Source organism: Alcaligenes pakistanensis (assembly GCF_014652815.1).
GTDB classification, from domain to species: domain Bacteria; phylum Pseudomonadota; class Gammaproteobacteria; order Burkholderiales; family Burkholderiaceae_B; genus Alcaligenes; species Alcaligenes pakistanensis.
On the sequence record NZ_BMZN01000002.1, the window covers coordinates 582040 to 603986 of the forward strand.

Consider the following 21947-nt stretch of genomic DNA (forward strand, 5'->3'; position numbering starts at 1 on the left):
TTCACCTGGTACGAGCAAATGCAGGACACAACTGGAGGCGCAGTCTTAGTGCGAGTTGCGGCGTGGTATATCGTGTTGATGATGACAGGGATGGGGGTAGCCCAGGCTCAGTCGTCCGTGCGTCCGTCTTTAAAGACGTCCCCCGGTTTGCAAGTGCGCAAGCTCCAGGAAGAAGATATGGCCGTCTACCTGATAGGCGACCAGATGAAAACGTTGGAAGACGGCACCATGCGTCTGGAAGGCGGAGCCCAGGTGCGGCGTATTGATTCGGTCGTCAAAGGAGACCGGATCGACTATCAGGAAAAAACCGGCCAGATGGAAGTACGTGGCAATGGCCTGATCATGCGTGATGGTGCCTTGGTGCGTAGCCCGGAGTTTGACTACAACCTGGATGCGGACACGGGGCGCATGACGAACCCGGAGTTCTGGCTGGGTGCTACTGGCGGCAGCGGAACAGCCACGCAGGCTGATATTCTCAGCTCCAACCATATGCGTCTGTCCGATGTGAATTACTCGGGCTGCCCATGTCCCGAACCGGCCTGGTATATCAAATCACCCAAGGTGGATCTGTATTCTAAGGAAAACGAAGGGGTAGCACGCAATGGCGTCTTGTACTTTAAGGGCGTGCCTTTGTTGTATTCCCCCTACTTGACCTTCCCGCTGCGCAAAGAGCGTAAATCCGGTTTCCTGCTGCCTACCTATGGCATGACGACTCGGGGCGGTCTGGATCTGAGCGTACCGTATTACCTGAATTTGGCCCCCAATTATGACGCCACGCTGACCCCTCGCTTCATGAGCAAGCGGGGCGCCATGCTGGGCGGCGAGTTCCGTTATCTGGGCGATGGTTTCTCGGGCGAGCTAACGGGTAACTACCTGCCCGATGACAAGGAACTGGGCTATAAGCGCTGGATGTTCATGGGGCAGTACCGCCAAAGCCTGCCAGCCAATCTGTATTTGAATGCTGATATTCGTCGGGTGTCGGACGACGACTATTTCCGCGATTTCAGCAGCTTTGGTCTGAACGACTCCACGATCCAGGATCTGGCCAGCACGGTGACTCTGGGTTGGGGCGGCTCCAAGTACTTCCGCTCCCACGTCAGTGCGACACGCTATCAGACCTTGCAGGATTCCTCGACGGGCTACCGTCAGCCACAGTACGACAAATTACCTGAATGGTATTTGGGTGCCTCCCGTTATAACTGGGGTGGCTTTGATGTGGTCAGCGACAATTACGCAACTCGTTTCCGTATGCCGTTTTACAGTGGCAATCTGAATGAGTTCGACAATATGCGCTATACGCGTCAGGCGCCTGATGGTTCGCGCTTCTCGTCCTACACCACCGTGGCGTATCCCGTCATTCGTCCAGGCTGGTACATCACCCCTAAAGCGGGTGTGCACATGAGCCAATACCAGACGGACTGGTATGTGGGGGACCCCAATATGGCCAAGTTTGATGGCCGCTCCCGTACCCAAAGCCGTGTGTTGCCAATTTTGTCGGTCGATTCGGGCATGACGTTCGAGCGTGACACCACCCTGTTTGGCAACGACTCCATCCAAACCCTGGAGCCGCGTGTTTACTATCTGTATGTGCCTTACCGGGATCAGTCTTCGCTGCCTTTGTATGACACCAGTCTGGCCAGCTTCAACTTTGCCCAGGCATTTAGTGAAAACATCTTCTCCGGCGGCTGGGACCGTATTTCCAACGCCAACCAGATAACCGTAGGCTTGACCTCGCGCTGGCTGGACGCCGACACGGGCTTTGAGCGTCTGGTGCTGCAAGGTGCGCAACGTTTGTATTTTGATAAGCAAACCGTTACTTTGGGCGATGAAAAAGCCCGCACCAGCACCCGTTCCGATTACCTGGTCGGGGCCAGTGCTGCTTTGACCAATACGTTCTCGGTTAACTTTGATGCTCAGTTCAATCCGGATGAAAAGCGCCGCAATCGACTTGCCTCCGGTGTACGCTGGCGTCCGAAACGCTTGGCAACGCTGGGCGTGAACTATCGTTATGAGCGTGACCCGCGTCAGGTTGTTGATCCCACCTTCACTCCTGGTGATGAGGATCATCGCGGGAAAGAATACGTCTCCATGACTGGCCAATGGCCATTGAGCAATAAGCTGTATGCCGTGGGGCGTTACGATTACTCCATCCAGGAAAGCCGTGGTACGCAAACTGTGATGGGGCTGGAATACAAAGGGGACTGTTGCTGGGCAGCGCGAGTGGTAATGCAACGCTATGCTGTTTCAGCCAGAGAAACCAATAAAGCCATCTACTTCCAGCTGGAACTCTCCGGCCTGGGCGGGATTGGCAACGACCCAATCAAAATGCTGCGTGATCGCGTGATCGGCTATGAATCCGTCTCGGACCCCGTACAGGAAAAAATGATTCATGAGAGGTATGAATAATATGCGTTTCAGCTTGAAAAACCGTACCCTGTCATTGGCCTTGATGGCCGTAATGGGTCTGGGCACGGCCCAAATGGCTCAGGCGCAGTCCAAGCCCGCCGCATCCAATAAGGCAGCCGCTACCGCCGCACCGCAGTTTGTGGATGGCATCGCTGCCGTGGTCAACGACGAAGTCATTACTTTGCGTCAGGTTGATTTGGAAGCCGCCCAGGTTCTGGACCAGTTAAAGCATCAGAAAATCCCTGCTCCTGACCAGGACGTGTTGCGCAAGCAAGTCTTGCAGCGCCTGATCAACGAGCGTCTGGAACAGCAAGAAGCGCGTGCCATGGGTATTTCGGTGGGCCCTCAGCAAGTGGACGAGGGTGTGCGCATGATCTCCTCGCGCAATGGCATGAGCGAAGCTCAGCTGCGCGCCGAGATCGAGAAAAACGGCATTAGCTGGGAGCAGTACCGCTCCAACCTTAAGCAGGAAATTTTGCTGGATCAATTGCGCATGCGCGCGGTTGATAGCAGCATCAATATTACCGATGCCGACATTGATATCTATCTGCGCTCGCAAGGTGGCGCGGGTCTGGGCAATCTGGGGCAGTCTGCGGCACAGAGCCAGGATGCACCCGTAAGCCTGGCGCAGATTCTGGTGCGTGTGCCAGAAGGTGCGAACTCAAGTGAAGAGTCTCGTTTGCGCACGAAAGCCGAGGGTCTGCTGGCTCAGGCTCGTTCTGGTGCCGACTTTGCGGGTTTGGCAGCGTCCAGCTCGGACGGTCAGGAAGCGCTGAATGGTGGCGTGATGGGCACGCGTCCCTTGTCGGACTGGCCTGATTTGTTCGCTCAAGCGGTTCATCAGCTGGCGCCCGGCCAAGTTTCTAATCTGATCCGTAGCGGCCAAGGCTTTCATATTCTGAAGGTTCTGGAACGTGGCGGCAGCGCCCCGGCCAATACGTCCCCAGTGGCAAGTGCTGGTGCAAGCCAGGCGGGCCCCATGATGGTCACCCAGACGCATGCTCGTCATATTCTGGTCAAGCTCTCCAAGGTAATGACTTCGGAGCAAGCTCGTCAGCGTATTGAGCAATTGCAAGTCCGTTTGCGCAATGGCGAGTCCTTCGAGGATCTGGCCAAGCGTTACTCGGAAGACAGCAGCGCCCCGCAAGGCGGTGATCTGGGCTGGCTCTCGCCTGGCGAGACCGTGCCTCCTTTCGAGCAAGCCATGGACAAGCTCCAACCGGGCAGCGACAGCGTGATGGTGGAGTCGCAGTTTGGCTGGCACTTGATTCAAGTGGTCGAACGCCGCACTCGCAATATGGAAGGCGAGTACAAGCGTATGCAGGCCCGTCAGGCTTTGTTCCAGCAACGTGCTGAACCTGCCTTTGAAGATTGGCTGAACAGCCTGCGCGGTCGCGCTTATATTGATAACCGCCTGGACCCTGAATCCAGCACTCGTCGTCGCTAAGGATAAGCATGGCCCAGCATCAGGCGCGCAAGCGCTTTGGACAGAACTTTCTGGAAGATGAGGGCATCATCGACCAGATTATCCGTGCGGTTGACCCCAGGCCTGTCGATAATATGGTTGAAATTGGTCCGGGCCTCTCGGCCTTGACCCAGCCGTTGACGCAGGCGCTGGAGCGCTTGCGGGTGGTTGAGATTGACCGTGATCTGGCATCACGGTTGCGGAACAATTACTCACCCAGCAAGCTGGAAATTATTGAGGCAGATGCGCTCAAGGTAGACTTCGGAGCCTTGGGCCCGGACCTGCGTATTGTTGGCAACCTGCCTTACAACATCTCCAGCCCTTTGTTGTTTCACCTGTTGGACTATGCCGACGCCGTGCTGGATCAGCATTTTATGCTGCAACGGGAAGTGATTGACCGCATGGTGGCCAAGCCCGGTTCATCGGACTACAGCCGTTTGTCGGTAATGTTGCAGTCGCGCTATCGCATGGTGAAGTTGTTTGAGGTGCCACCCGAGGCCTTCAATCCACCACCGCGTGTAGTGTCTGCCGTGGTGCGCATGGTGCCCTTGGCTGCTGACCGTCCTCAGGCGCGTGATGCCCGAGTGTTCAGTCAGGTGGTGGCGCGGGCTTTCTCGCAAAAACGCAAGATGCTGCGTGGTGGTTTGGGTGACTGGGCGGCGCATATCGATTGGGAAGCATTGGAGATTGCACCTACCAGCCGTCCTGCTGATTTGTCGTTGGTGAATTACATCGCCTTGGCGGATCACTTGATGGACAAAGGTGTCATAAAAGCCGCCTGATAGACAAAATTTTGTGATGAACGGCACCCCAAGAATTGGATATTGATCCAGTTTTGGGGTGTTTTTCATGGTGAGCGGCGGTGAGGCGGCACGCTACTGGAGTGTTAAGGAGTTCTTGATCGAGCCTGCAGGGATAACGCTTGTTATCCCCACGCTGAGTTCAAGGTTCTTAGCCAAAGAACCAATAGCAGACCGCGATTGAGGCCAGCACGCCTGCCAGATCAGCAATCAAGGCGCAGGAAACGGCATGGCGGGCGCGTTGTATCCCTACTGCACCAAAATATACCGCCAAGACATAAAAGGTGGTTTCTGTGCTGCCTTGTACCGTTGCACCCAATAGTGCTGGGAAGCTGTCCACGCCATGATGCTGCATGGTTTCAATCAGCAAGGCGCGCGCAGCACCGGCTGAAAAAGGTTTGACTAGCGCAGTGGGCAAGGCATCAATAAAGCGCGTATCTAGCCCGCTTAGGTTCACCAGCCAGCGGATCATGTCCAGCACAAGATCCAGCGCGCCAGAGCTGCGCAGTACGCCCACAGCACACAGCATGGCAACCAGATAGGGCAACAGGTCCCGAGCCACGCCAAAGCCTTCTTTGGCCCCTTCTACAAAGGTTTCGTAGAGCGGAATTTTGCGTCGCCAGCCCAGCAGCAAGAACAACCAGATAATGGACAGTAAGGTTAGGTTGCCCATCAGGGACGAGAGGGACTGGATGGCGGCGGCACCCAAGGTGGCTAGCAGGGCCATGAAGGAGCCCAGAATCAGGGCAAACACTCCAAACCACAGCATCAGGACTGGATCAAACAGACGCAGGCGCTGGACTAGTGCGACGCTAAGCAGGCCAGCCAGAGACGAGGCGGTGGTGGCCAACAGAATAGGCAAAAACACCATGGTCGGGTCCGGCGCCCCTTGCTGAGCCCGATACATGAAAATGCTGATAGGGATCAGTGTCAGGGACGAGGCATTCAGGACTAGGAACAGAATCTGGGCATTGGTGGCCGTATCGGGATGCGGGTTCAGTGTCTGCAGCGACTTCATGGCCCGCAGGCCAATAGGCGTGGCAGCATTATCCAGGCCCAGGCCATTGGCTGCGAAGTTCAGCGTGATCAGCCCCAGAGCAGGGTGGCCGGCGGGGACGCCGGGCATCAAGCGGCTGAACAGGGGCCCCAGCCAGCGGGCCAGGGTATCGATCAAGCCGGCTTTCTCGGCAATCTTCAAAAAGCCCAGCCATAGCGTCAGCGTGCCAAAAAGCAGTAGCATCAGTTGGACAGACAGGGCAGCCATATCAAACAGGCTGCGCACCATCTGCGCAAAAATTTCGCTATTTCCCCCGACCAACCATTGGTAAAAGCCGCTTACGGCGGCAATCAGGAAGAAAAACAGCCAAAGAGTATTGAGCATAGTGTTGGCAGTAGGCAGGGCAGTGAAAAGCCAAGCTAGATTGTCGCAGAATCCAGGCGTGTTTTAGCGGCTACGGTATGTAAAGTCAGTGGCACAAATAGTCGCAAAGCAAGAAGCGAGCAAGCTTGCTCTGATTCTGACCTTGAAATTAGCTGATAGCGAGTGAATGGAAGTCTTTATGAACTGAAGGTGATCGTTTTGGGAAGCCAGCCTTCAAGTGCGAAAAGTGTATGGAGCGAAAAAGTACTTCAGGTGGTTGGAGTGATTTGCGGCAATTGAGCTTAGTGTGGACCAGCTTGAGTTGATGCAGCCATTCATTGGGATTAGCCAGGGAGCATAAAAAAACCGGCCTGTGTTGTGGCCGGTTTTGTTTGATTTAGTCCACTCGCCCTTTGGCCTGGATCAGTTCAATCTTGTAGCCGTCCGGATCTTCCACAAAAGCAATCACGGTTGTGCCATGTTTCATGGGGCCAGCTTCGCGAACTACTTTGCCGCCACGCGCCTTGATGTCCTCACAGGACTGGTAGGCATCAGGCACTTCCAGCGCGATGTGGCCGTAGCCGTCGCCCAGATCGTAGGAAGGGGTGTCCCAGTTGTGGGTCAGTTCCAGTACGGCGGCTTCGGCTTCGTCCTGGTAGCCCACAAAGGCCAGTGTGAAGCGGCCATCCGGGTAATCGGACTTGCGCAGCAGTTTCATGCCCAGCACGTCGGTGTAAAAGGCCAGCGAACGGTCCAGATTGCCGACACGCAGCATAGTGTGCAGGATACGCATAAGGTAGAGCTCCTAGAGTTCAACCTGCCTTAAAGCAGGGGCAGGGTGCCTGGATCATATTGTCGTAACTGATTGCGCGCATTGACAAAGTCAGGGTAAAGAGCCTCGACCAAAGCCCAGAACTGAGGGCCATGATTCATCTCTTGCAGATGCGCGACTTCGTGAGCCACGACGTAATCAATAATGGATGGGTGAAAGTGTATCAGGCGCCAGTTCAGCATAATGGTGCCGTCACTATTGCAGGAGCCCCAGCGTTTGGCGGGGGCCGCCAGGCGCAGTTTTCTGGCGCTCAAGCCTGACAAGTCCAGATAGTGCGCCAAGCGCTGCTCAAACCAGAGCCGGGCCTGTTTTTGCAGCCAGGCTTGGGTCAGTTCCTGGACGCGCTGGGCCTCGGCATCCACCGGTAAGGGCAGGCACAAGCGCTGGCCATGCTGAGCTTGGCTGATCTGGCCTTCAAACTGAACTTGCTGAATCTGTGGGTTCAGGCTCAGGCGGATGGGTACGCCCATAAAAGGCAGCATATCGCCATCGACCCATTGCAGGCTTTGTAAGGCCAGTTGCTCGCGACGCTGCTGGTATTCATGCAGCTTGCGCAGTATCCAGGCGCTTTTGGTGTGCAGGACTTGTTCAGCCTGGCTGAGCTTTACCCAGGAAGGCAGGGCGACTGTCAGGCCGCTGTCGTTAATCGTCAGACCCAGGGTACGGCGTCGAGAGCGTTTGAGTTGATAGCCAATAGTGTGGCCATCCAGTTCGACTTGTTGCCACTGAACGCCTTCAGGCAAGGTGTCAGGCCGGATGGTCAAGGCCCGGTTGGGCGGCAAGGCAGAACCAGCGGGCGGCTTTGCGGGCCGCTGCGCCGGGTGGGGAAAGGCCGTGTCAGGAAACAGAGCCAGTTGCGGGGGGACCGTCATAGCGTTCCGGGTTCAAGACGCGCATTTCGGTTTCAATCCATGTCTGCACGCGCTGGTTCAATTCTTCAGGGGTCAGTCCAGCAGGATCGATGGGGGGACCAAAAGAGATAGTAACCAGACCGGGCGTCTTGATAAAGGCATTACGACGCCAGAGCTCGCCCGCGTTATGAGCGACAGGAATAACCTGGGTGCCGGTGCGGCTGGCCAGCAAGGCGCCACCCATCTTGTAGCGACCGGTAGAACCCGGCGCTGTGCGCGTACCTTCGGGGAACAGCAAGGGCCAGCGCCCCTCGTCAATACGCTGCTGCCCAACTTTGACGACTTGCTCGAAGGCATCGCGGCTTTTGGCGCGATCAATCGGAATCATGCGTAGTAAGGCAAGCCCCCATCCAAAGAAGGGCACCTTGTGCAGTTCGCGTTTGTAGACAAAACAGACCTGACGCGGCATATAGGCGGGAAAGAACAAGGTTTCCCACGCAGACTGATGCTTGGACAGGATGATGGCTTTGCCCGTGGGCAGGTTTTCCCAGCCTTTGGTCTGCCAACGTATGCCAAGAATGAACCGTGCTCCGAGTACAGCCAGACGTGGCCAGCCTGCCGTAATGCGATAGCGCCATTCCAGGGGGAGGGGGGCGCATATCAAGCTAAGGATGGCAAAGGGAATAACAGTTATCAACAAAAAGAGTTGATAGAGTGAAGCGCGGATAATGCCCATATCAGTTTCCGTGTAGCCATTTGTCGACAACAGCCGCCAGATCGGCCTCGATGCGAGTGCCTTCAGGCAAGCCGCCTTTTTCCAAGGTGCGCATGCCCTTGCCAGTTTGTACCAGCCAGGGCGCACAACCCGCTTCGGACGCTGCTTGCAAATCACGCAAGGAGTCGCCCACCGAAGGGACCGTTTGCAGGTTCACTTCATAGCGATGAGCAATGTCGTGAAACATGCCGGTAGCAGGTTTACGGCAGGTGCAGCCATCTTTGGGGCCATGCGGGCAAATAAAGATGGCGTCGATAAAACCACCTAACAGGGCCAGCTCGCGGCGCATCTTGGCATGGATGGCATTGAGGGTAGTCATGGAGAACAAACCACGAGCCAGACCGGACTGGTTGGTAGCAATCACCACCTTCCAGCCGTTTTCGGTCAGGCGGGCCAAGGCCTCCAGACTGCCTGGAATGGCCTCCCACTCTTGCGGGCTCTTGATAAAGGCATCGCTGTCCTGGTTGATGACACCGTCCCGATCAATAATGGCAAGTTTCACTAGTTAGCCAGCCTGGAAAGATCCGCTACCTGGTTCATCAAAGCATGCAGCTTGGCCAGCAGGGCCAGACGGTTGGCGCGAATGGCCGGGTCTTCAGCCATGACCATGACGTCCTGGAAGAAGTTATCCACGGCACCACGGGCCTGGGCCAAGGTGGCCAGGGAGGCATCAAACTCGCCGGCTTCAAATTGAGCTTGAGCTACTGGTTGCAGTGCTTCAATTTTGGCAGCCAGTTCACGCTCGGCAGGCTCGACCAGCAGGGCAGTGTCCAGAGGAGCCAGTTCGCCTTCTGCTTTCTTGAGCAGGTTGCTGACGCGCTTGTTGGCGGCCGCCAGGCTTTCGGCTTCAGGACGCTGTGCAAAAGAGGCGCAAGCCTGGATACGGGAGTGAACTTGTTCCAGTGGGGGACGCAGAGCCAGCACGGCATCAACCACGCTACGTTCGTAATCATTGCTCAGCTGGTTACGGTAGCGTTCGTAGATGAAAGCTTGAACAGCGGGCACGGTGTCTTCTGCCAGCACGCCATCTTTGAAGAAAGAGGCTGTGGTGTTCAGCAGGGTATCCAGATTCAGGCTGTTGGCCTTCAATTGGGCTCCGGCTTGCAGTTGTTCGTAGGCGCTGATCAGGCCCAGAGCTGCACGACGCAGGGCGTAAGGATCACGCTCGCCCGTGGGGGCCAGACCAATACCCCAGATACCGACCAGCACCTCGGCACGCTCGGCCAGGAACAGAATGGCTTGGGTCAGGCTGGCCGCTGTGACGGCTTGGTCCAGACGGTGGCGATACTGTTCGCGGATGGCCAGCACGATGTCCTCGGGCTCGCCGTCGCCTTGTGCGTAGTAGGCACCCATGACGCCTTGCAGCTCGGGGAATTCGCCCACCATATTGGAATTCAGATCGGCCTTGGCCAGCAGAGCGGCACGACGGGCGTGTTCTTCATTGGCACCCAGTTGCTGGGCGATGTAGCCAGCGACGGACTGCAGACGCTCGATACGGTCCAGTTGCGAACCCAGCTTGTTGTGGTAAACGCTGCCTGCCAAAGTAGTGACGCGCTCGGCCAGGGTTTGTTTGCGGTCCGTTTCAAAGAAGAACTGGGCGTCCGCCAGACGGGGGCGGACCACGCGCTCGTTACCTTCAATGATGTTCTTGGGATCATCCACCTTCATATTGCTGACGATCAGGAAGCGATTGGTCAGTTTTTGCGTGGCGGGGTCAAACAGCGGGAAATATTTTTGATTCAGACGCATGGTCAGAATCAGGCATTCGGAAGGGACTTGCAGGAACTGCTCGTCAAACTGACCCACGTACACGGTGGGGTATTCGACCAAGGCGGTTACTTCGTTCAGCAGCGCTTCCACTTCAGGATCGTCGCCCAAGGTGGCGTTCAGGCGTTTGGCTTCGGCTTCCAGATCGGTGCGGATTTGTTCGCGGCGAACCTCGAAGGACGGAACGACCCAACCTTGCTCCTGGACTTGTGTGGCCCAACTGTCGGCATCACGGATGTCGAAGGGGGCATCGCACATGAAGCGGTGGCCGTGTGTCTGACGACCGGCTTGCAGACCCAGGGCGCTGATCGGCACGATTTCCGAACCCCACAAGGCGATCAGGCCATGCGCCGGGCGCACAAAGCGCACGCTGCTGACGCCGTCAGCCAACTGGTAGCGCATCACTTTTGGGATGGGCAGGTGGGTAATCGACCATTCCAGGGCTTCTTGCAAGCCGTCTTTCAGGGCCGCGCCGGTGGCAATGCCGCTGGCGTACAGGTAATCCTGCTTGCCATCGGATTCGCGCAGCAGGTCGCTGGCTTTCAGATGCCCCAAGCCTTTAGAGGCCAGACGCTTGGCCAGGGCCGGAGCGATCTCGCCATTGGCATCCAGGCCAATATGGGCGGGCATCAGTTTTTCGGTGTAAGGCTGGTCTTCCGCTTGCGAGTAGGCAGCGCTGAACCAGGCGGCCAGACGGCGTGGCGTCGCGTAAGCGCGCACTTCGCAGTTCGGCGCCAGCAGGGCTTGTTCACCCAATACTTTCTGTAGACCTTCGCTAAAAGCCTGACCCAGCTGTTGCAGCGCTTTGGGAGGCAGCTCTTCGGTGAACAGTTCAATCAACAAAGGCTGTGTCGTGGAGGCGCTCATTATTTGGCCTCCGAGGATGTGTTGCTCAGCATGGGGAAACCTAGGCGTTCGCGAGAGTCGTAGTAAGCCTGTGCGACCGCGCGGGACAGATTGCGGATACGGCCAATATAGGCAGCGCGTTCAGTCACACTGATGGCACCGCGGGCGTCCAGCATATTGAAGGTGTGCGCGGCTTTCAGCGTCTGCTCGTAAGCGGGCAGGGCCAGCGGAACATCAATGATGCGCTTGGCTTCGGCTTCGTAGTCGTTGAAATGCGCAAACAGCATTTCGGTGCTGGCGTGTTCAAAGTTGTAGGTGGATTGCTCCACTTCGTTCTGGTGGAACACGTCGCGGTAGTAAATACGCTGACCATTATGGCCTTCGGTCCAGACCAGATCGTAGACGCTTTCCACGCCCTGCAAGTACATGGCCAGACGTTCCAGACCATAGGTGATTTCGCCCGTGGTCGGCGTGCAGTCCAGGCCGCCTACTTGCTGGAAGTAAGTGAACTGAGTGACTTCCATACCATTGAGCCAGACTTCCCAGCCCAGACCCCAGGCACCCAATGTCGGGTTTTCCCAGTCGTCTTCAACAAAACGGATGTCGTGCGCTTTGGGGTTGATACCCAATGCTTCCAGCGAGCCGATATACAAGTCCAGAATGTTTTCAGGTGCGGGCTTGAGCACGACCTGAAACTGGTAATAGTGTTGCAGGCGGTTGGGGTTGTCCCCGTAACGCCCGTCTTTGGGGCGACGCGAAGGCTGCACATAAGCGGCGCGCCAAGGTTCGGGGCCGATGGCCCGCAAAAAAGTTGCCGTATGAGAGGTTCCGGCACCGACTTCCATATCGTAGGGCTGAAGCAGAGCGCATCCGTGCTTGTCCCAGTATTGCTGGAGCGTAAGTATGATTTGCTGAAAGGTGAGCATGAGCAATGGCCAGTAAAGCGAGAATCTGCAAAATTTTTCTATTTTAGCGTGAACTGCGCCCTAGCAGCAGAAAAGCGCCCACAGTGCCCACTTTAGGCCGTCCGGGGCATGGGCAAGGCCGCTGTGTACCGGGCGGTCAAGTTGTTTTTAGACGTATCATATGCGTTTGTCCAAATACTGCTTATTTGCTGACCTGATCTTGAAATCGAGGCTTGGGCAGCAGTCTAAAGGAGGCTAGGTCCATGAGTGAACTTGTCACGCTTGAACGCATCGGCAAGGTAATGTTGATTACCTTGAACCGTCCCGAGGCACGTAATGCCATCAACCTGGAAACCGCGCAGGCTCTGGCCCAGGCTCTGGATGAGTTCGATGCCGACCCCAGTATTGCCGTGGGCGTGCTGACGGGCGCGAGTAATACGTTCTGCGCTGGTATGGATCTGAAAGCCTTTGCCAAGACAGGCCAGCGTCCCTATGTGGGCGACCGTGGCTTTGCCGGTATTTGCGAGCGTCCGCCTGCCAAACCCCTGATTGCTGCTGTGGAAGGCTATTGCCTGGCCGGTGGTTTTGAAATTGCCCTGTCCTGCGACCTGATTGTGGCTGCCAATAGCGCCAACTTTGGCCTGCCTGAAGTGAAACGCGGCATTGTCCCCGGATCGGGCGGCATGGTGCGTTTGCCTAGCCGCGTTCCTTACCACATGGCCATGGAAATGGTGCTGACCGGCGGTATGTACCCCGCAGCCCGCATGGCAGAACTCGGTTTGGTCAGCCGTCTGGCCGAGCCAGGCAAGGCTACCGAGCAGGCGTTGGAATTGGCTGCCCAGATTGCTGCCAACGGTCCTTTGGCCGTGCAGACCGCCAAGAGCATTATTTCCCAGTCGCGCGACTGGCGTCAGTCGGATCTGTTTGATCTGCAGCGCCCTCGTATCGCTGGCATCTTCACCTCTGCAGACGCCAAAGAAGGCGCGACGGCTTTCGCTGAAAAGCGCGAACCTGTCTGGCAGGGCAAATAGTTTCCCCTTGTTCATCTCGTTTTTTATATAGACGCCACCATGACCACGATCAAAGAAGACGATCTGATTCAGTCCATCGCTGATGCGGTGCAGTTCATCAGTTACTACCATCCCACCGACTATCTGGTGCACCTGGCCCGCGCTTACGAGCGCGAGCAGAATCCGGCGGCCAAAGATGCCATTGCCCAGATCCTGACCAACTCGCGCATGTGTGCCGAGGGGCACCGCCCCATCTGTCAGGACACCGGGGTGGTCAACGTATTCCTGAAAGTGGGCATGGATGTGCGCTTTGATACCAAGCGCTCCTTGCAGGAACTCTGTGACGAGGGCGTACGTCGCGGTTATCTGAACCCAGACAATCCGCTGCGTGCCTCGATCTTGAATGACCCTTTGTTCACGCGTAAAAACACGCGCGACAACACGCCCTGTATTGTGAATGTCGAATTGATCGCTGGGGATCAGGTCGACATTCAAGTTGCAGCCAAGGGTGGTGGTTCGGAAAACAAGAGCAAGTTCGTGATGCTCAACCCCAGTGACTCGCTGGTTGATTGGGTGCTCAAGACCGTTCCTACGATGGGGGCGGGCTGGTGTCCTCCCGGCATGCTGGGTATTGGCGTGGGCGGCACGGCCGAAAAAGCCATGCTGATGGCCAAAGAAGCCCTGATGGAAGACATCGATATGTACGAGCTGCTGCAACGCGGCCCGCAAAGCAAGCTGGAAGAGCTGCGTATCGAGTTGTACGAGAAGGTCAATGCCCTGGGCATTGGTGCTCAAGGCCTGGGCGGTTTGACGACCGTGCTGGATGTGAAGATCAACACCTTCCCAACCCATGCCGCCTCCAAGCCTGTGGCCATGATCCCTAACTGTGCGGCCACTCGGCACGTGCATTTCTCGCTGGACGGCAATGGCCCTGCCGAGCTGACACCGCCACCGCTGTCGGCCTGGCCTGATATTCACTGGGCACCGGACTACAACAAGTCCCGCCAGGTGAATCTGAACGAGTTGACCCCTGAAGAAGTCGCTTCCTGGACTCCAGGCCAGACTTTGCTGCTGTCGGGCAAGATGCTGACCGGCCGTGATGCGGCTCACAAGCGCATTCAGGACATGCTGGAAAAGGGCGAGTCCCTGCCCGTGGACTTCACCAACCGCGTGATTTACTACGTGGGCCCAGTTGATCCCGTGCGTGACGAAGCGGTTGGCCCAGCAGGCCCAACCACCGCTACCCGCATGGACAAGTTCACCGAGATGATGTTGGCCAAAACCGGCCTGATCTCCATGATCGGTAAGGCTGAACGTGGCCCAACTGCGATTGAAGCGATCCGTGCTCACAAATCGGCTTACCTGATGGCCGTGGGTGGTTCCGCTTACCTGGTTTCCAAGGCAATTCGCAACGCGAAAGTGGTGGCCTTTGAGGACTTGGGCATGGAAGCCATTTACGAATTTGATGTCCAGGATATGCCTGTGACGGTAGCCGTAGATTCGCAAGGCGTGTCGGTGCACAACACCGGCCCTGCCGAGTGGCGCAAGCGTATTGCAGAGATCTCTTTGGTCGCTGTGTAAGACGTGAATCGGGAGGCTCCGGCTTCCCGGTGCTGTAGATAAAAAACCCGCATGAGTGTTCCTGGTCTACTTGTAAAAGCAGAGTCAGTACAACATTTAATGCGGGTTTTTTGTCTGGCGTTGGTGTAGCCCTTACGTAGCCTATGCTTTGCTAGGTACCTCGCTTTTTCTGGTGTTGCTCGTTCAGGACTTGATCAGCAATCCGCGCAGCAGCAAATCCAGTGCTGCCAGCCCTTTCACTAAGCGAGCATCGCCGTCCTCTCCCTGAGCAATCCAGAATGCGGCTTCAGCCAGGCTACCGTAAATCAGGGAAGCTAGGGCGTGGGGATCTGCCTGTTCAATCCGGCCTTGATTCATCAGCGCCAGAATCAAACCTTCCATGGAGCCCACGCAATACTGATGCGATTCGGGTGATGCGCCTCCCAGTACTGCCTTGGCATCGCACAACACAATGCGCTGCATTTCCGGCTCCAGCGCCATTTCCAGATAGGCATGGCAGCGGCGCACAAACCCTTCCCAGGCATCGTCGGCATTGTTTGAAATAGCCTGCAGGCGTTCATCCATTTCCGCGTCGATCTGATCGACTACCGCCGCCAACAAGCCTTTTTTGTCACCGAAATGGTGGTAGAGCGCGCCACGGGTCAAGCCCGCCTGGGCCGTCAGTTCATCCATCGATGTCTCGGCATAGCCACGCTCTGCAAAGAAAGTGCGAGCGGTGGCAAGCAAGGTGGCGCGGGTCTCTTCCATCTCGGCACGGGTACGGCGAGCCATAGTTTCTCCTTACATACGGACTGAATGTATATTTACATGCATGGCGTATGTATATATCATTTTAAACATACGTCTTGTATGTATTGTTGATGCAACACCGTGTCATGGCAAGCGGGCGTTCACGGAGAATGAGATGGCTCAGCCTTATCGAGAACTTTTTGCCGCGCCGGGCACACGGGGTTTTGCCCTGGCCGGGCTGTTGGCCCGGATTCCCTTACCCATGATTGGGATAGGAATCATTACCATGTTGTCGCAACTGGGCGGCAGCTACGCCTTAGCGGGCGCGGTGTCCGCCACCTTTGTGTTGAGTTACGCACTCTTGTCACCCCAGGTGTCCCGTTGGGTGGACTTGCGCGGGCAAAGTCGCGTTCTGCCTGTTGCAACGGCGATCAGTGTCTTGGGTTTGCTGGTCTTGCTGGCGGCGACATGGTGGCAGGCACCCGACTGGCTGCTGTTTGTTGGGGCGGTGCTGGCTGGTTTCATGCCCAGTATGTCGGCCATGGTGCGTGCCCGCTGGACGGCAATCTATCGCGGAAAAACCCAGTTGCAGACGGCCTATTCCTTGGAAACCGTACTGGACGAAGTCACCTTTATTGCTGGTCCACCCGTGTCGGTGGGGTTGGCCGTCATGGTAGCGCCGCAGGCAGGCTTGCTGGCGGCAGCTGTTTTACTGATTGCGGGTGTTCTGGCTTTGTTGCTGCAAAAAGAGAGCGAACCCGCAATTCAAGTGCGCGAGCCGGGGCAGGGCGCCCGCCGTTCAGTTCTTCGGATCCACAGTGTGCGTTTGTTGGCGTTGCTCATGGTGGCCATGGGCGTCATTGTCGGCACCGTCGATATTGTCAGTGTGGCCTTTGCTCAGGAAAGAGGGCAGCCGGGGGCGGCCAGTGTGGTGCTGTCGGCCTATGCCTTGGGCTCTTGTTTGGCTGGGCTGGCTTTTGGCGCATTGAAATTGAGCACACCGTTGCACCGTCTGCTCTTGTTGGGCGGGTTGGCGACTGCAGCCACGACTTTGCCCTTGTTGTTTGTCGGCAGTGTGCTGGAACTGGCTGCCGCTGTCTTGCTGGCAGGGGTGTTTTTCGCTCCGACCATGATTGTGGCTATGTCTTTGGTCGAGCGTCTGGTGTCCGAGCAACAGTTGACTGAAGGCATGACCTGGTTGCTGGCGGGGCTGAACGTCGGTGTGGCAATGGGCGGGGCGGCATCGGGGCAGCTTGTGGATATGGGTGAAGCGCGCTCAGGTTTCACTGTCGCGTTGTACGCCGCTGCAGGGGTCTTGCTGCTTGCCGGCTGCGGTTATCAACGCTTGCGTCAATCTGCTGCCACGCCTTCCTGTGCCTTCTAAGGTTTCTTTTCTAAAGTTTGAAACGATGAATACTTCTCTATCGATGACTGGGCAGACCAGCAAGCGGCAGTCCTGGCTAGCCGTCAGTGCGGTGGGTCTGGCGACCTTCTCCGTGGTCACCACAGAAATGTTGCCGGTTGGTTTGCTGACTCCCATTGCGCAGAACTTGCAGACCTCTACGGGTGCCGCTGGCCTGATGATCTCCTTACCCGCCTTGCTGGCTGCTTTGTTTGCACCTTTAGTGGTGTTGGGCTCTGGCGGTGTGGATAGGCGGCGAATCTTGTGTGCCTTGCTGGGCTTGTTGGTGCTTGCAAATATTGCTTCAGCATTGGCGCCGAGCATGGCCTGGATGTTGGTAGCACGCGTCCTGGTGGGTTTTTGTATGGGGGGCATTTGGGCGATTGCCGGTGGTTTGGCCTCCCGTCTGGTCCCCGCCCCATCGATAGGTTTAGCGACATCCATCATTTTTGGTGGTGTCGCAGCCGCCTCCGTATTGGGCGTGCCTTTAGGTGCCTTGATGGGGGAATGGGCCGGCTGGCGCTGGGCCTTTGGTGCAATGGCTGTGTTCAGCGCTCTGGTGCTAGCCTTCCATCTGGCCGTGCTGCCTTCTTTGTCAGTTTCCAGCTCTGCTTCCTGGGGGCAGTTTGTCGAGCAAGTGCGCAATCGACAATTAATGCTGGGACTGCTGCTGACCTTTGTTTTAGTGGCCGGACATTTTAGCGCCTTCACCTTTGTACGACCTCTTTTGCTGTCGGTTTCCGGTGTTGAGGCCCCATGGATAGGGGCTTTGCTTTTTGCCTACGGAATAGCCGGAATTGTGGGTAATTTTCTGATTGGCATGTCGGCTGCTCGTCGTACGGAACTGAGCTTGATGGCGATTGCTGTTGGCTTAATTCTGACAGCTTTGCTGTTCTTGACAGTGGGTGGGTCGCCCTGGCGCGGTGGCTTGGTTCTTTTGTTCTGGGGGCTGGCTTACGGTGGGGTGTCGGTGGGCTTGATGAGCTGGATGATGAAAGCTGCACCCCATGCCGTAGAAATCGCCACGGCTTTGTATGTGGCTGTTTTTAATATAGGAATTGCGCTGGGATCAGGGTTGGGAGGCCAGACGGTGGATGCTTATGGTGTCACGGCGAACCTTTGGGTGGCGGGGGCAGGGGCGTTTGTTGCTTTCTTGCTGCTTTTGGGATTGGGGCTGCGTCAACGCTGCCAAGCCGGAAAACTATAGCTGGCCTGGCTTGCGGGCAGTGTTACTGCGGGTTATTGCTTATTGGAGTCTTGCCAGAGCGCTGCGAGGATACTTGTTAGGATTCCTTGAAATATTCTGTACATCGTTACGGTGTAAGGTATAGGGATGCTTTCTGGCTGAACACAGGATCGAAATAAGAAGCCTCGATCTCTGTGGTCTTAATTAAGGGCCTTGTATGACGCAACTTCAGCGCTCCACGACCGTACCGCAGCTTAACCCAACTATTTGGAACGCTCTCGAGCTCGTCCGTTTACGCCAAACTCCCTGGCACAAGAACCAAGCCGTTTTTGAACAACTAAAATCCTTAGGGCTGGTTGAGGCAATTCCACAAACGACGCAGACTCCCACTCCATTTCCTGCTCCCTTGATCGCCATGCTGACCGAAGAGGGACGACTCTTGTTGGAAACTCGCTCCAGCCATCAGGATGCTTTGATCAAATTGCTAGACGCTTGATTCAGTCGGCGGCGCTTGTCTGCCAGCCTTACTCGCTGTCAGACAACTCTGCTTTCCGCGTATTTGTTTGATTTTGTACGAGCCCCGTGACGCCGTTCCCGCAAACTGTATAATGCTGTTTTTATATACAGTGTTCTCGGTATGGAGCTATCACGCAAACTCGACATTCTGGCGGATGCGGCAAAGTACGATGCCTCGTGTGCCAGTAGTGGCGCCCCTAAACGGGATTCCCGCGGCCGTGCCGGCTTAGGTGCCAGTACCGGGGCTGGTATCTGCCACAGCTTTACGCCCGATGGGCGTTGTGTGTCTCTTCTCAAGATACTGCTGACCAACTTTTGCCAGTACGACTGCCTGTACTGCGTGAACCGGCGCTCCAGCAATGTGCCGCGAGCCCGCTTTCGGCCACGTGAAGTTGTCGATCTGACGCTGGATTTTTATCGTCGTAATTACATCGACGGCCTGTTCCTGAGCTCGGGCATCATACGCAGCTCGGATTACACCATGGAAAATCTGGTCGAGGTGGCGCGCTCCTTGCGCGAGGACCACCATTTCCGTGGTTACATTCACCTTAAAACTATCCCTGATGCTGATCCCAGGCTGATTACGCTTGCCGGGCATTACGCCGATAGACTCAGCGTCAATATCGAGCTTCCCACTGAGGATGGCCTAACGCGTCTGGCCCCGGAAAAAAGTGGCCATACGATCAAGCGAGCTATGGGGGTGATCCGTCTGGCTCAAGAGCAGGCGCAAGAGGAAAAGCGGCCCAAAGTGCCTGCAGGGCAGAGCACGCAGATGATTGTGGGCGCGGATGCGGCGGACGATCGCAATATTCTTCAAACCGCGCAGACCTTGTATGGGGCGTATAAGCTCAAGCGGGTGTATTACTCCGCTTTCAGCCCTATTCCGGATAGCTCATCAGTACTCCCTGCCCAAGCCCCGCCACTCTTACGGGAGCACCGCCTGTATCAAGCTGATTTTCTGCTACGTAGCTATGGCTTTCAGGCCGAGGAGCTTTTCCAGGATAAGGGCGACTTACCATTGGATATTGATCCCAAGTTGGCATGGGCGCTGGCTAATCGAGCCGTATTTCCAGTAGACCTGAACCGTGCGCCAGAACGGATTATTGCTCGCGTGCCTGGGATTGGCATACGCAATGCCAAACGTCTGGTCGAATTGCGTCAGCTACGTGCTATTCGCTACCAGGATTTAATTCGTTTACGGTGCTCCATCAAGACGTTGCAGCCTTTTGTGGTGGTGCAGGACTACCGGCCTAGGCTGGCCGATGTAGCCTCCGAAAAACTGCACCGTATGTTGTCTACGAATCCGCAGCAACTGAGCCTGATATGAGTGCCGGTCTGACGATGACCCCGCTTGTTCCTGATACCAAGCAGGATCAGCTGGGCATGGTCACCCTTATGGTGGAAGGCGGTTATACGGCGTGGCGCGAGCAAGCCTTGCTGGCCTTGACCGCCGCTTGGCCGCCAGAGCGGCTTTGCTGGACTGAGCCTAGCCTGGAGTCGGGTGGTCAGTCTCGGCAAATTGGGCTGGACTATGCCGTTGTTAATCCTCCCCCCTTAGCGCCTGTCTCCTTGCAAGAGCCGCAAGCTCGCGAGCCACTGCCTTCCGTCCGTATATCGAGAGTGCTTAACAGCTTGCTGCATGACGCCGCCTTGTGCCGAACGCCGGAGCGCTGGGCCTTGCTGTATCGGGTGTTATGGCGCTGGCAGCAAGGTGATCGCAGTGTGGAGTCCGTAGCCGACGAGGATGGTGCCCGTTTGTATGAGATGGCCAAAGCCGTGCGCAAGGAAAAGCACGACATGATGGCTTATGTGCGGTTTCGTCGTTGCGAGGAAGGCAGCCTGCCGGAGTACTGGGCATGGTTTGAACCCGAGCACGAGGTACTGGAGTGGATTGCCGAGCATTTTGCCAAGCGTATGGGCGGGACGTCGTGGTGCATTGCAACGCCGCAGCGTGTTGCGCTCTGGGATGGTCAAAAATTGCAGTTTCTGGATGCGCCTGAGAATGTGGAGGCATTACGCGCTGGACCTTCAGGCGATCAGGTGGAAGCGCTGTGGCTACGGTATTACCAGAGTATTTTTAACCCAGCGCGCTTGAATGAAACTGCCTTGCAGCAGAGCATGCCCGTGCGGTTCTGGAAGGGGCTGCCCGAGGCCCGCTTAATTCCTGCCATGATCAGTGAAGCGCGCAATGGGGCACGGCGAGTCGGGCAGTTCAGCGGCGTTGCTCAGATGCCAGGCAAGCTGGTGGCGGTAGAAGCCAGTTGTGCGCAGCCTCAACGTAGTGAGCCCTCTTCGCTGGATCTATGTCGTCGCTGCGGCTTATGGGAGCACGCTACGCAGGCGGTGCCGGGTGAAGGGCTTGCCACTGCACGCATGATGTTGCTTGGCGAACAGCCTGGTGACTATGAGGATCTGGAGGGGCGTGTCTTTGTCGGGCCGGCAGGGCAGATACTGGATCAGGCATTGCAGCGTGCTGGCATTGAGCGTGATGCGCTTTATTTAAGCAATGCGGTCAAACATTTCAAATGGACAGGGCGCGGCAAGCAGCGCTTACATGTCAGCCCCTCGTTTGCCGAGGTTCAGGCCTGTGGACATTGGTTGCAGGAGGAGCTGGTGCGCGTTAAGCCTGTGGTTATTGTCACCCTGGGGGCGACGGCTCTGTCTGCCTTGTTGGGGCCTAAAGCCCGGCTAAGCAGCTATCTGGCCAAGCCATTTCAGTGGGGGGGAACTTGGCTTATCGCTACGTGGCATCCTTCGTATGTCTTGCGAGTACCTGATGCCGCCCGTCGCGAGGAAGTGTTAGGCGGTATTACCGAAGCTCTACAGATGGCGCAGCGCCTGCTGGCTCTGCCTGACCGGCAGCGGGGTTTAGATGCGGAAGGGCAGATGCTGCAAGAGGAACTGCCTGCGGCGTCCTCTACAGATACTTCCCCGCCTAAGCACGAAGGCTAGGCAGGGAAGCTGTCATTGTTGATGGTCGTGTTGCCTTGCTGAAGGACTTTTGCCGCAAAGCGTGAGCAAGCAAAAACAAGGTAGAAAAAAGCGGCAATTACTCCAGCCGCCCAATCTCCTGGTCTTTGACCGTGTCCAGCAGTGCGCTCATGCTGCCTTGAGCCAGTTCAAGCTCAGGGGCTAGATCCGCCAGAGGAGCAAGCACAAAAGCGCGTTCATGCATGCGGGGGTGCGGCACGGTCAGGCGTGGGGTATCGATGCGTTCTTGGTCGTAGAGCAACAAATCCAGATCCAGCGTTCGGGGGGCATTGCGGTACAGGCGGGTACGGCCGTGCTCTTGCTCGATGTCTTGCAGGCGGTCCAGCAGGGCTTCCGGGCTAAGTGTACATAGAAACCGGGCTACCGTATTGACGTAGTCTGGCCCACTGGAATCCACCGGAGCGGTGCGATAGAAGTGCGCCAGCGTCAGATCCTGGATGCCGGGCGTGGCTGCCAGTTCAGTAGCCGCTATTTCCAGTGTTTGTCGTGCTTCACCCAGATTGGCCCCCATTGCTACATACACCG

Annotated in this window: 19 protein-coding genes; 10 read left to right on the forward strand and 9 right to left on the reverse strand. The window is 56.7% G+C overall.

The genetic code is table 11. The features are described 5' to 3' along the window. The first annotated feature begins 18 nt into the window (after positions 1–18). From IE156_RS07635 to rsmA, 3 genes are read left to right on the forward strand one after another with little or no spacing between them, the layout of a single operon-like run. A complete protein-coding gene (locus IE156_RS07635) occupies positions 19–2406 on the forward strand; it encodes an LPS-assembly protein LptD (RefSeq protein WP_229841099.1) in 2388 nt (795 codons plus the stop codon). Continuing rightward, the gene (locus IE156_RS07640; RefSeq protein WP_189392242.1) at positions 2399–3853 is read left to right on the forward strand and encodes a peptidylprolyl isomerase; all 1455 of its coding nucleotides are present in this window, start codon (positions 2399–2401) and stop codon (positions 3851–3853) included. The genes IE156_RS07635 and IE156_RS07640 overlap by 8 nt, the downstream gene beginning before the upstream one ends. An 8-nt stretch (positions 3854–3861) precedes the next feature. Beyond that, positions 3862–4653 (forward strand): 16S rRNA (adenine(1518)-N(6)/adenine(1519)-N(6))-dimethyltransferase RsmA, encoded by a 792-nt coding sequence (gene rsmA, locus IE156_RS07645; protein ID WP_189391929.1) that lies wholly within the window; start codon positions 3862–3864, stop codon positions 4651–4653. A 169-nt stretch (positions 4654–4822) separates the two neighbouring features. On the opposite strand, the gene IE156_RS07650 is transcribed toward rsmA, so the two are convergent. From IE156_RS07650 to glyQ, 7 genes are all read right to left on the reverse strand, one after another. Then, a complete protein-coding gene (locus IE156_RS07650; RefSeq protein WP_189391930.1) occupies positions 4823–6052 on the reverse strand; it encodes a spore maturation protein in 1230 nt (409 codons plus the stop codon). Positions 6053–6428: 376 nt separating this feature from the next. Then, positions 6429–6824, reverse strand: coding sequence for a lactoylglutathione lyase (gene gloA, locus IE156_RS07655; protein WP_189391931.1), 396 nt, complete (start codon positions 6822–6824; stop codon positions 6429–6431). A 29-nt stretch (positions 6825–6853) separates the two neighbouring features. Then, the gene (locus tag IE156_RS07660; protein ID WP_189391932.1) at positions 6854–7735 is read right to left on the reverse strand and encodes a M48 family metallopeptidase; all 882 of its coding nucleotides are present in this window, start codon (positions 7733–7735) and stop codon (positions 6854–6856) included. Beyond that, the gene (locus tag IE156_RS07665) at positions 7701–8450 is read right to left on the reverse strand and encodes a lysophospholipid acyltransferase family protein (RefSeq protein ID WP_189391933.1); all 750 of its coding nucleotides are present in this window, start codon (positions 8448–8450) and stop codon (positions 7701–7703) included. The genes IE156_RS07660 and IE156_RS07665 overlap by 35 nt, the downstream gene beginning before the upstream one ends. 1 nt (position 8451) lies before the next feature. After that, positions 8452–8991, reverse strand: coding sequence for a D-glycero-beta-D-manno-heptose 1,7-bisphosphate 7-phosphatase (gene gmhB / locus IE156_RS07670; protein ID WP_189391934.1), 540 nt, complete (start codon positions 8989–8991; stop codon positions 8452–8454). Next, on the reverse strand, positions 8991–11123 hold the full coding sequence (glyS, locus tag IE156_RS07675; RefSeq protein ID WP_189391935.1) for a glycine--tRNA ligase subunit beta: 2133 nt from the start codon (positions 11121–11123) through the stop codon (positions 8991–8993). Before glyS ends, gmhB begins: the two co-directional genes overlap by 1 nt. Next, on the reverse strand, positions 11123–12028 hold the full coding sequence (gene glyQ, locus IE156_RS07680; protein ID WP_189391936.1) for a glycine--tRNA ligase subunit alpha: 906 nt from the start codon (positions 12026–12028) through the stop codon (positions 11123–11125). Before glyQ ends, glyS begins: the two co-directional genes overlap by 1 nt. 242 nt (positions 12029–12270) lie before the next feature. On the opposite strand from glyQ, the gene IE156_RS07685 reads away from it, so the two are divergent. Both IE156_RS07685 and IE156_RS07690 read left to right on the forward strand, forming a co-directional pair. After that, entirely contained in the window at positions 12271–13038 is a 768-nt protein-coding gene (locus IE156_RS07685; RefSeq protein ID WP_189391937.1) for a crotonase/enoyl-CoA hydratase family protein, read from the forward strand. Positions 13039–13077: 39 nt separating this feature from the next. Continuing rightward, on the forward strand, positions 13078–14598 hold the full coding sequence (locus IE156_RS07690; protein ID WP_189391938.1) for a fumarate hydratase: 1521 nt from the start codon (positions 13078–13080) through the stop codon (positions 14596–14598). A gap of 183 nt (positions 14599–14781) precedes the next feature. Here IE156_RS07690 and IE156_RS07695 read toward each other — a convergent pair whose 3' ends face one another. Further along, complete coding sequence (locus IE156_RS07695) at positions 14782–15369, reverse strand: TetR/AcrR family transcriptional regulator (protein ID WP_189391939.1); 588 nt, start codon at positions 15367–15369, stop codon at positions 14782–14784. Positions 15370–15502: 133 nt separating this feature from the next. On the opposite strand from IE156_RS07695, the gene IE156_RS07700 reads away from it, so the two are divergent. The 5 genes from IE156_RS07700 to IE156_RS07720 all read left to right on the forward strand — a co-directional run bounded on the left by IE156_RS07700 (position 15503) and on the right by IE156_RS07720 (position 21383). Further along, a complete protein-coding gene (locus tag IE156_RS07700; RefSeq protein ID WP_189391940.1) occupies positions 15503–16711 on the forward strand; it encodes an MFS transporter in 1209 nt (402 codons plus the stop codon). Positions 16712–16736: 25 nt separating this feature from the next. Then, positions 16737–17936 (forward strand): MFS transporter, encoded by a 1200-nt coding sequence (locus tag IE156_RS07705; RefSeq protein ID WP_189391941.1) that lies wholly within the window; start codon positions 16737–16739, stop codon positions 17934–17936. 196 nt (positions 17937–18132) lie between these two features. Beyond that, positions 18133–18411: a hypothetical protein gene (locus tag IE156_RS07710; protein WP_189391942.1), complete on the forward strand. Its 279-nt coding sequence runs from the start codon at positions 18133–18135 to the stop codon at positions 18409–18411. 141 nt (positions 18412–18552) lie between these two features. Beyond that, positions 18553–19758 carry a putative DNA modification/repair radical SAM protein gene (locus IE156_RS07715; protein ID WP_189391943.1) on the forward strand — a complete coding sequence of 402 codons (1206 nt, stop codon included), beginning with the start codon at positions 18553–18555 and terminating at the stop codon, positions 19756–19758. Between the two features lie 56 nt (positions 19759–19814). Then, positions 19815–21383, forward strand: a complete 1569-nt coding sequence (locus IE156_RS07720) for a UdgX family uracil-DNA binding protein (protein ID WP_189392244.1) — start codon at positions 19815–19817, stop codon at positions 21381–21383. 97 nt (positions 21384–21480) lie between these two features. Here IE156_RS07720 and folK read toward each other — a convergent pair whose 3' ends face one another. Further along, positions 21481–21933, reverse strand: a complete 453-nt coding sequence (gene folK, locus IE156_RS07725) for a 2-amino-4-hydroxy-6-hydroxymethyldihydropteridine diphosphokinase (RefSeq protein ID WP_189392245.1) — start codon at positions 21931–21933, stop codon at positions 21481–21483. Positions 21934–21947 lie beyond the last annotated feature (14 nt).

Excerpts from the sequence above, each read along its gene's own strand:
- IE156_RS07705 (WP_189391941.1), top strand. The coding sequence starts at position 16,737 with ATGAATACTTCTCTATCGATGACTGGGCAGACCAGCAAGCGGCAGTCC.
- folK (WP_189392245.1), bottom strand. The coding sequence starts at position 21,933 with ATGGGGGCCAATCTGGGTGAAGCACGACAAACACTGGAAATAGCGGCT.
- IE156_RS07660 (WP_189391932.1), bottom strand. The coding sequence starts at position 7,735 with ATGACGGTCCCCCCGCAACTGGCTCTGTTTCCTGACACGGCCTTTCCC.
- IE156_RS07635 (WP_229841099.1), top strand. The coding sequence starts at position 19 with ATGCAGGACACAACTGGAGGCGCAGTCTTAGTGCGAGTTGCGGCGTGG.
- IE156_RS07710 (WP_189391942.1), top strand. The coding sequence starts at position 18,133 with ATGACGCAACTTCAGCGCTCCACGACCGTACCGCAGCTTAACCCAACT.
- rsmA (WP_189391929.1), top strand. The coding sequence starts at position 3,862 with ATGGCCCAGCATCAGGCGCGCAAGCGCTTTGGACAGAACTTTCTGGAA.
- IE156_RS07715 (WP_189391943.1), top strand. The coding sequence starts at position 18,553 with ATGGAGCTATCACGCAAACTCGACATTCTGGCGGATGCGGCAAAGTAC.
- IE156_RS07690 (WP_189391938.1), top strand. The coding sequence starts at position 13,078 with ATGACCACGATCAAAGAAGACGATCTGATTCAGTCCATCGCTGATGCG.
- IE156_RS07695 (WP_189391939.1), bottom strand. The coding sequence starts at position 15,369 with ATGGCTCGCCGTACCCGTGCCGAGATGGAAGAGACCCGCGCCACCTTG.
- IE156_RS07665 (WP_189391933.1), bottom strand. The coding sequence starts at position 8,450 with ATGGGCATTATCCGCGCTTCACTCTATCAACTCTTTTTGTTGATAACT.
- IE156_RS07720 (WP_189392244.1), top strand. The coding sequence starts at position 19,815 with ATGGTCACCCTTATGGTGGAAGGCGGTTATACGGCGTGGCGCGAGCAA.
- IE156_RS07685 (WP_189391937.1), top strand. The coding sequence starts at position 12,271 with ATGAGTGAACTTGTCACGCTTGAACGCATCGGCAAGGTAATGTTGATT.
- IE156_RS07650 (WP_189391930.1), bottom strand. The coding sequence starts at position 6,052 with ATGCTCAATACTCTTTGGCTGTTTTTCTTCCTGATTGCCGCCGTAAGC.
- gloA (WP_189391931.1), bottom strand. The coding sequence starts at position 6,824 with ATGCGTATCCTGCACACTATGCTGCGTGTCGGCAATCTGGACCGTTCG.
- glyQ (WP_189391936.1), bottom strand. The coding sequence starts at position 12,028 with ATGCTCACCTTTCAGCAAATCATACTTACGCTCCAGCAATACTGGGAC.
- IE156_RS07700 (WP_189391940.1), top strand. The coding sequence starts at position 15,503 with ATGGCTCAGCCTTATCGAGAACTTTTTGCCGCGCCGGGCACACGGGGT.
- IE156_RS07640 (WP_189392242.1), top strand. The coding sequence starts at position 2,399 with ATGAATAATATGCGTTTCAGCTTGAAAAACCGTACCCTGTCATTGGCC.
- glyS (WP_189391935.1), bottom strand. The coding sequence starts at position 11,123 with ATGAGCGCCTCCACGACACAGCCTTTGTTGATTGAACTGTTCACCGAA.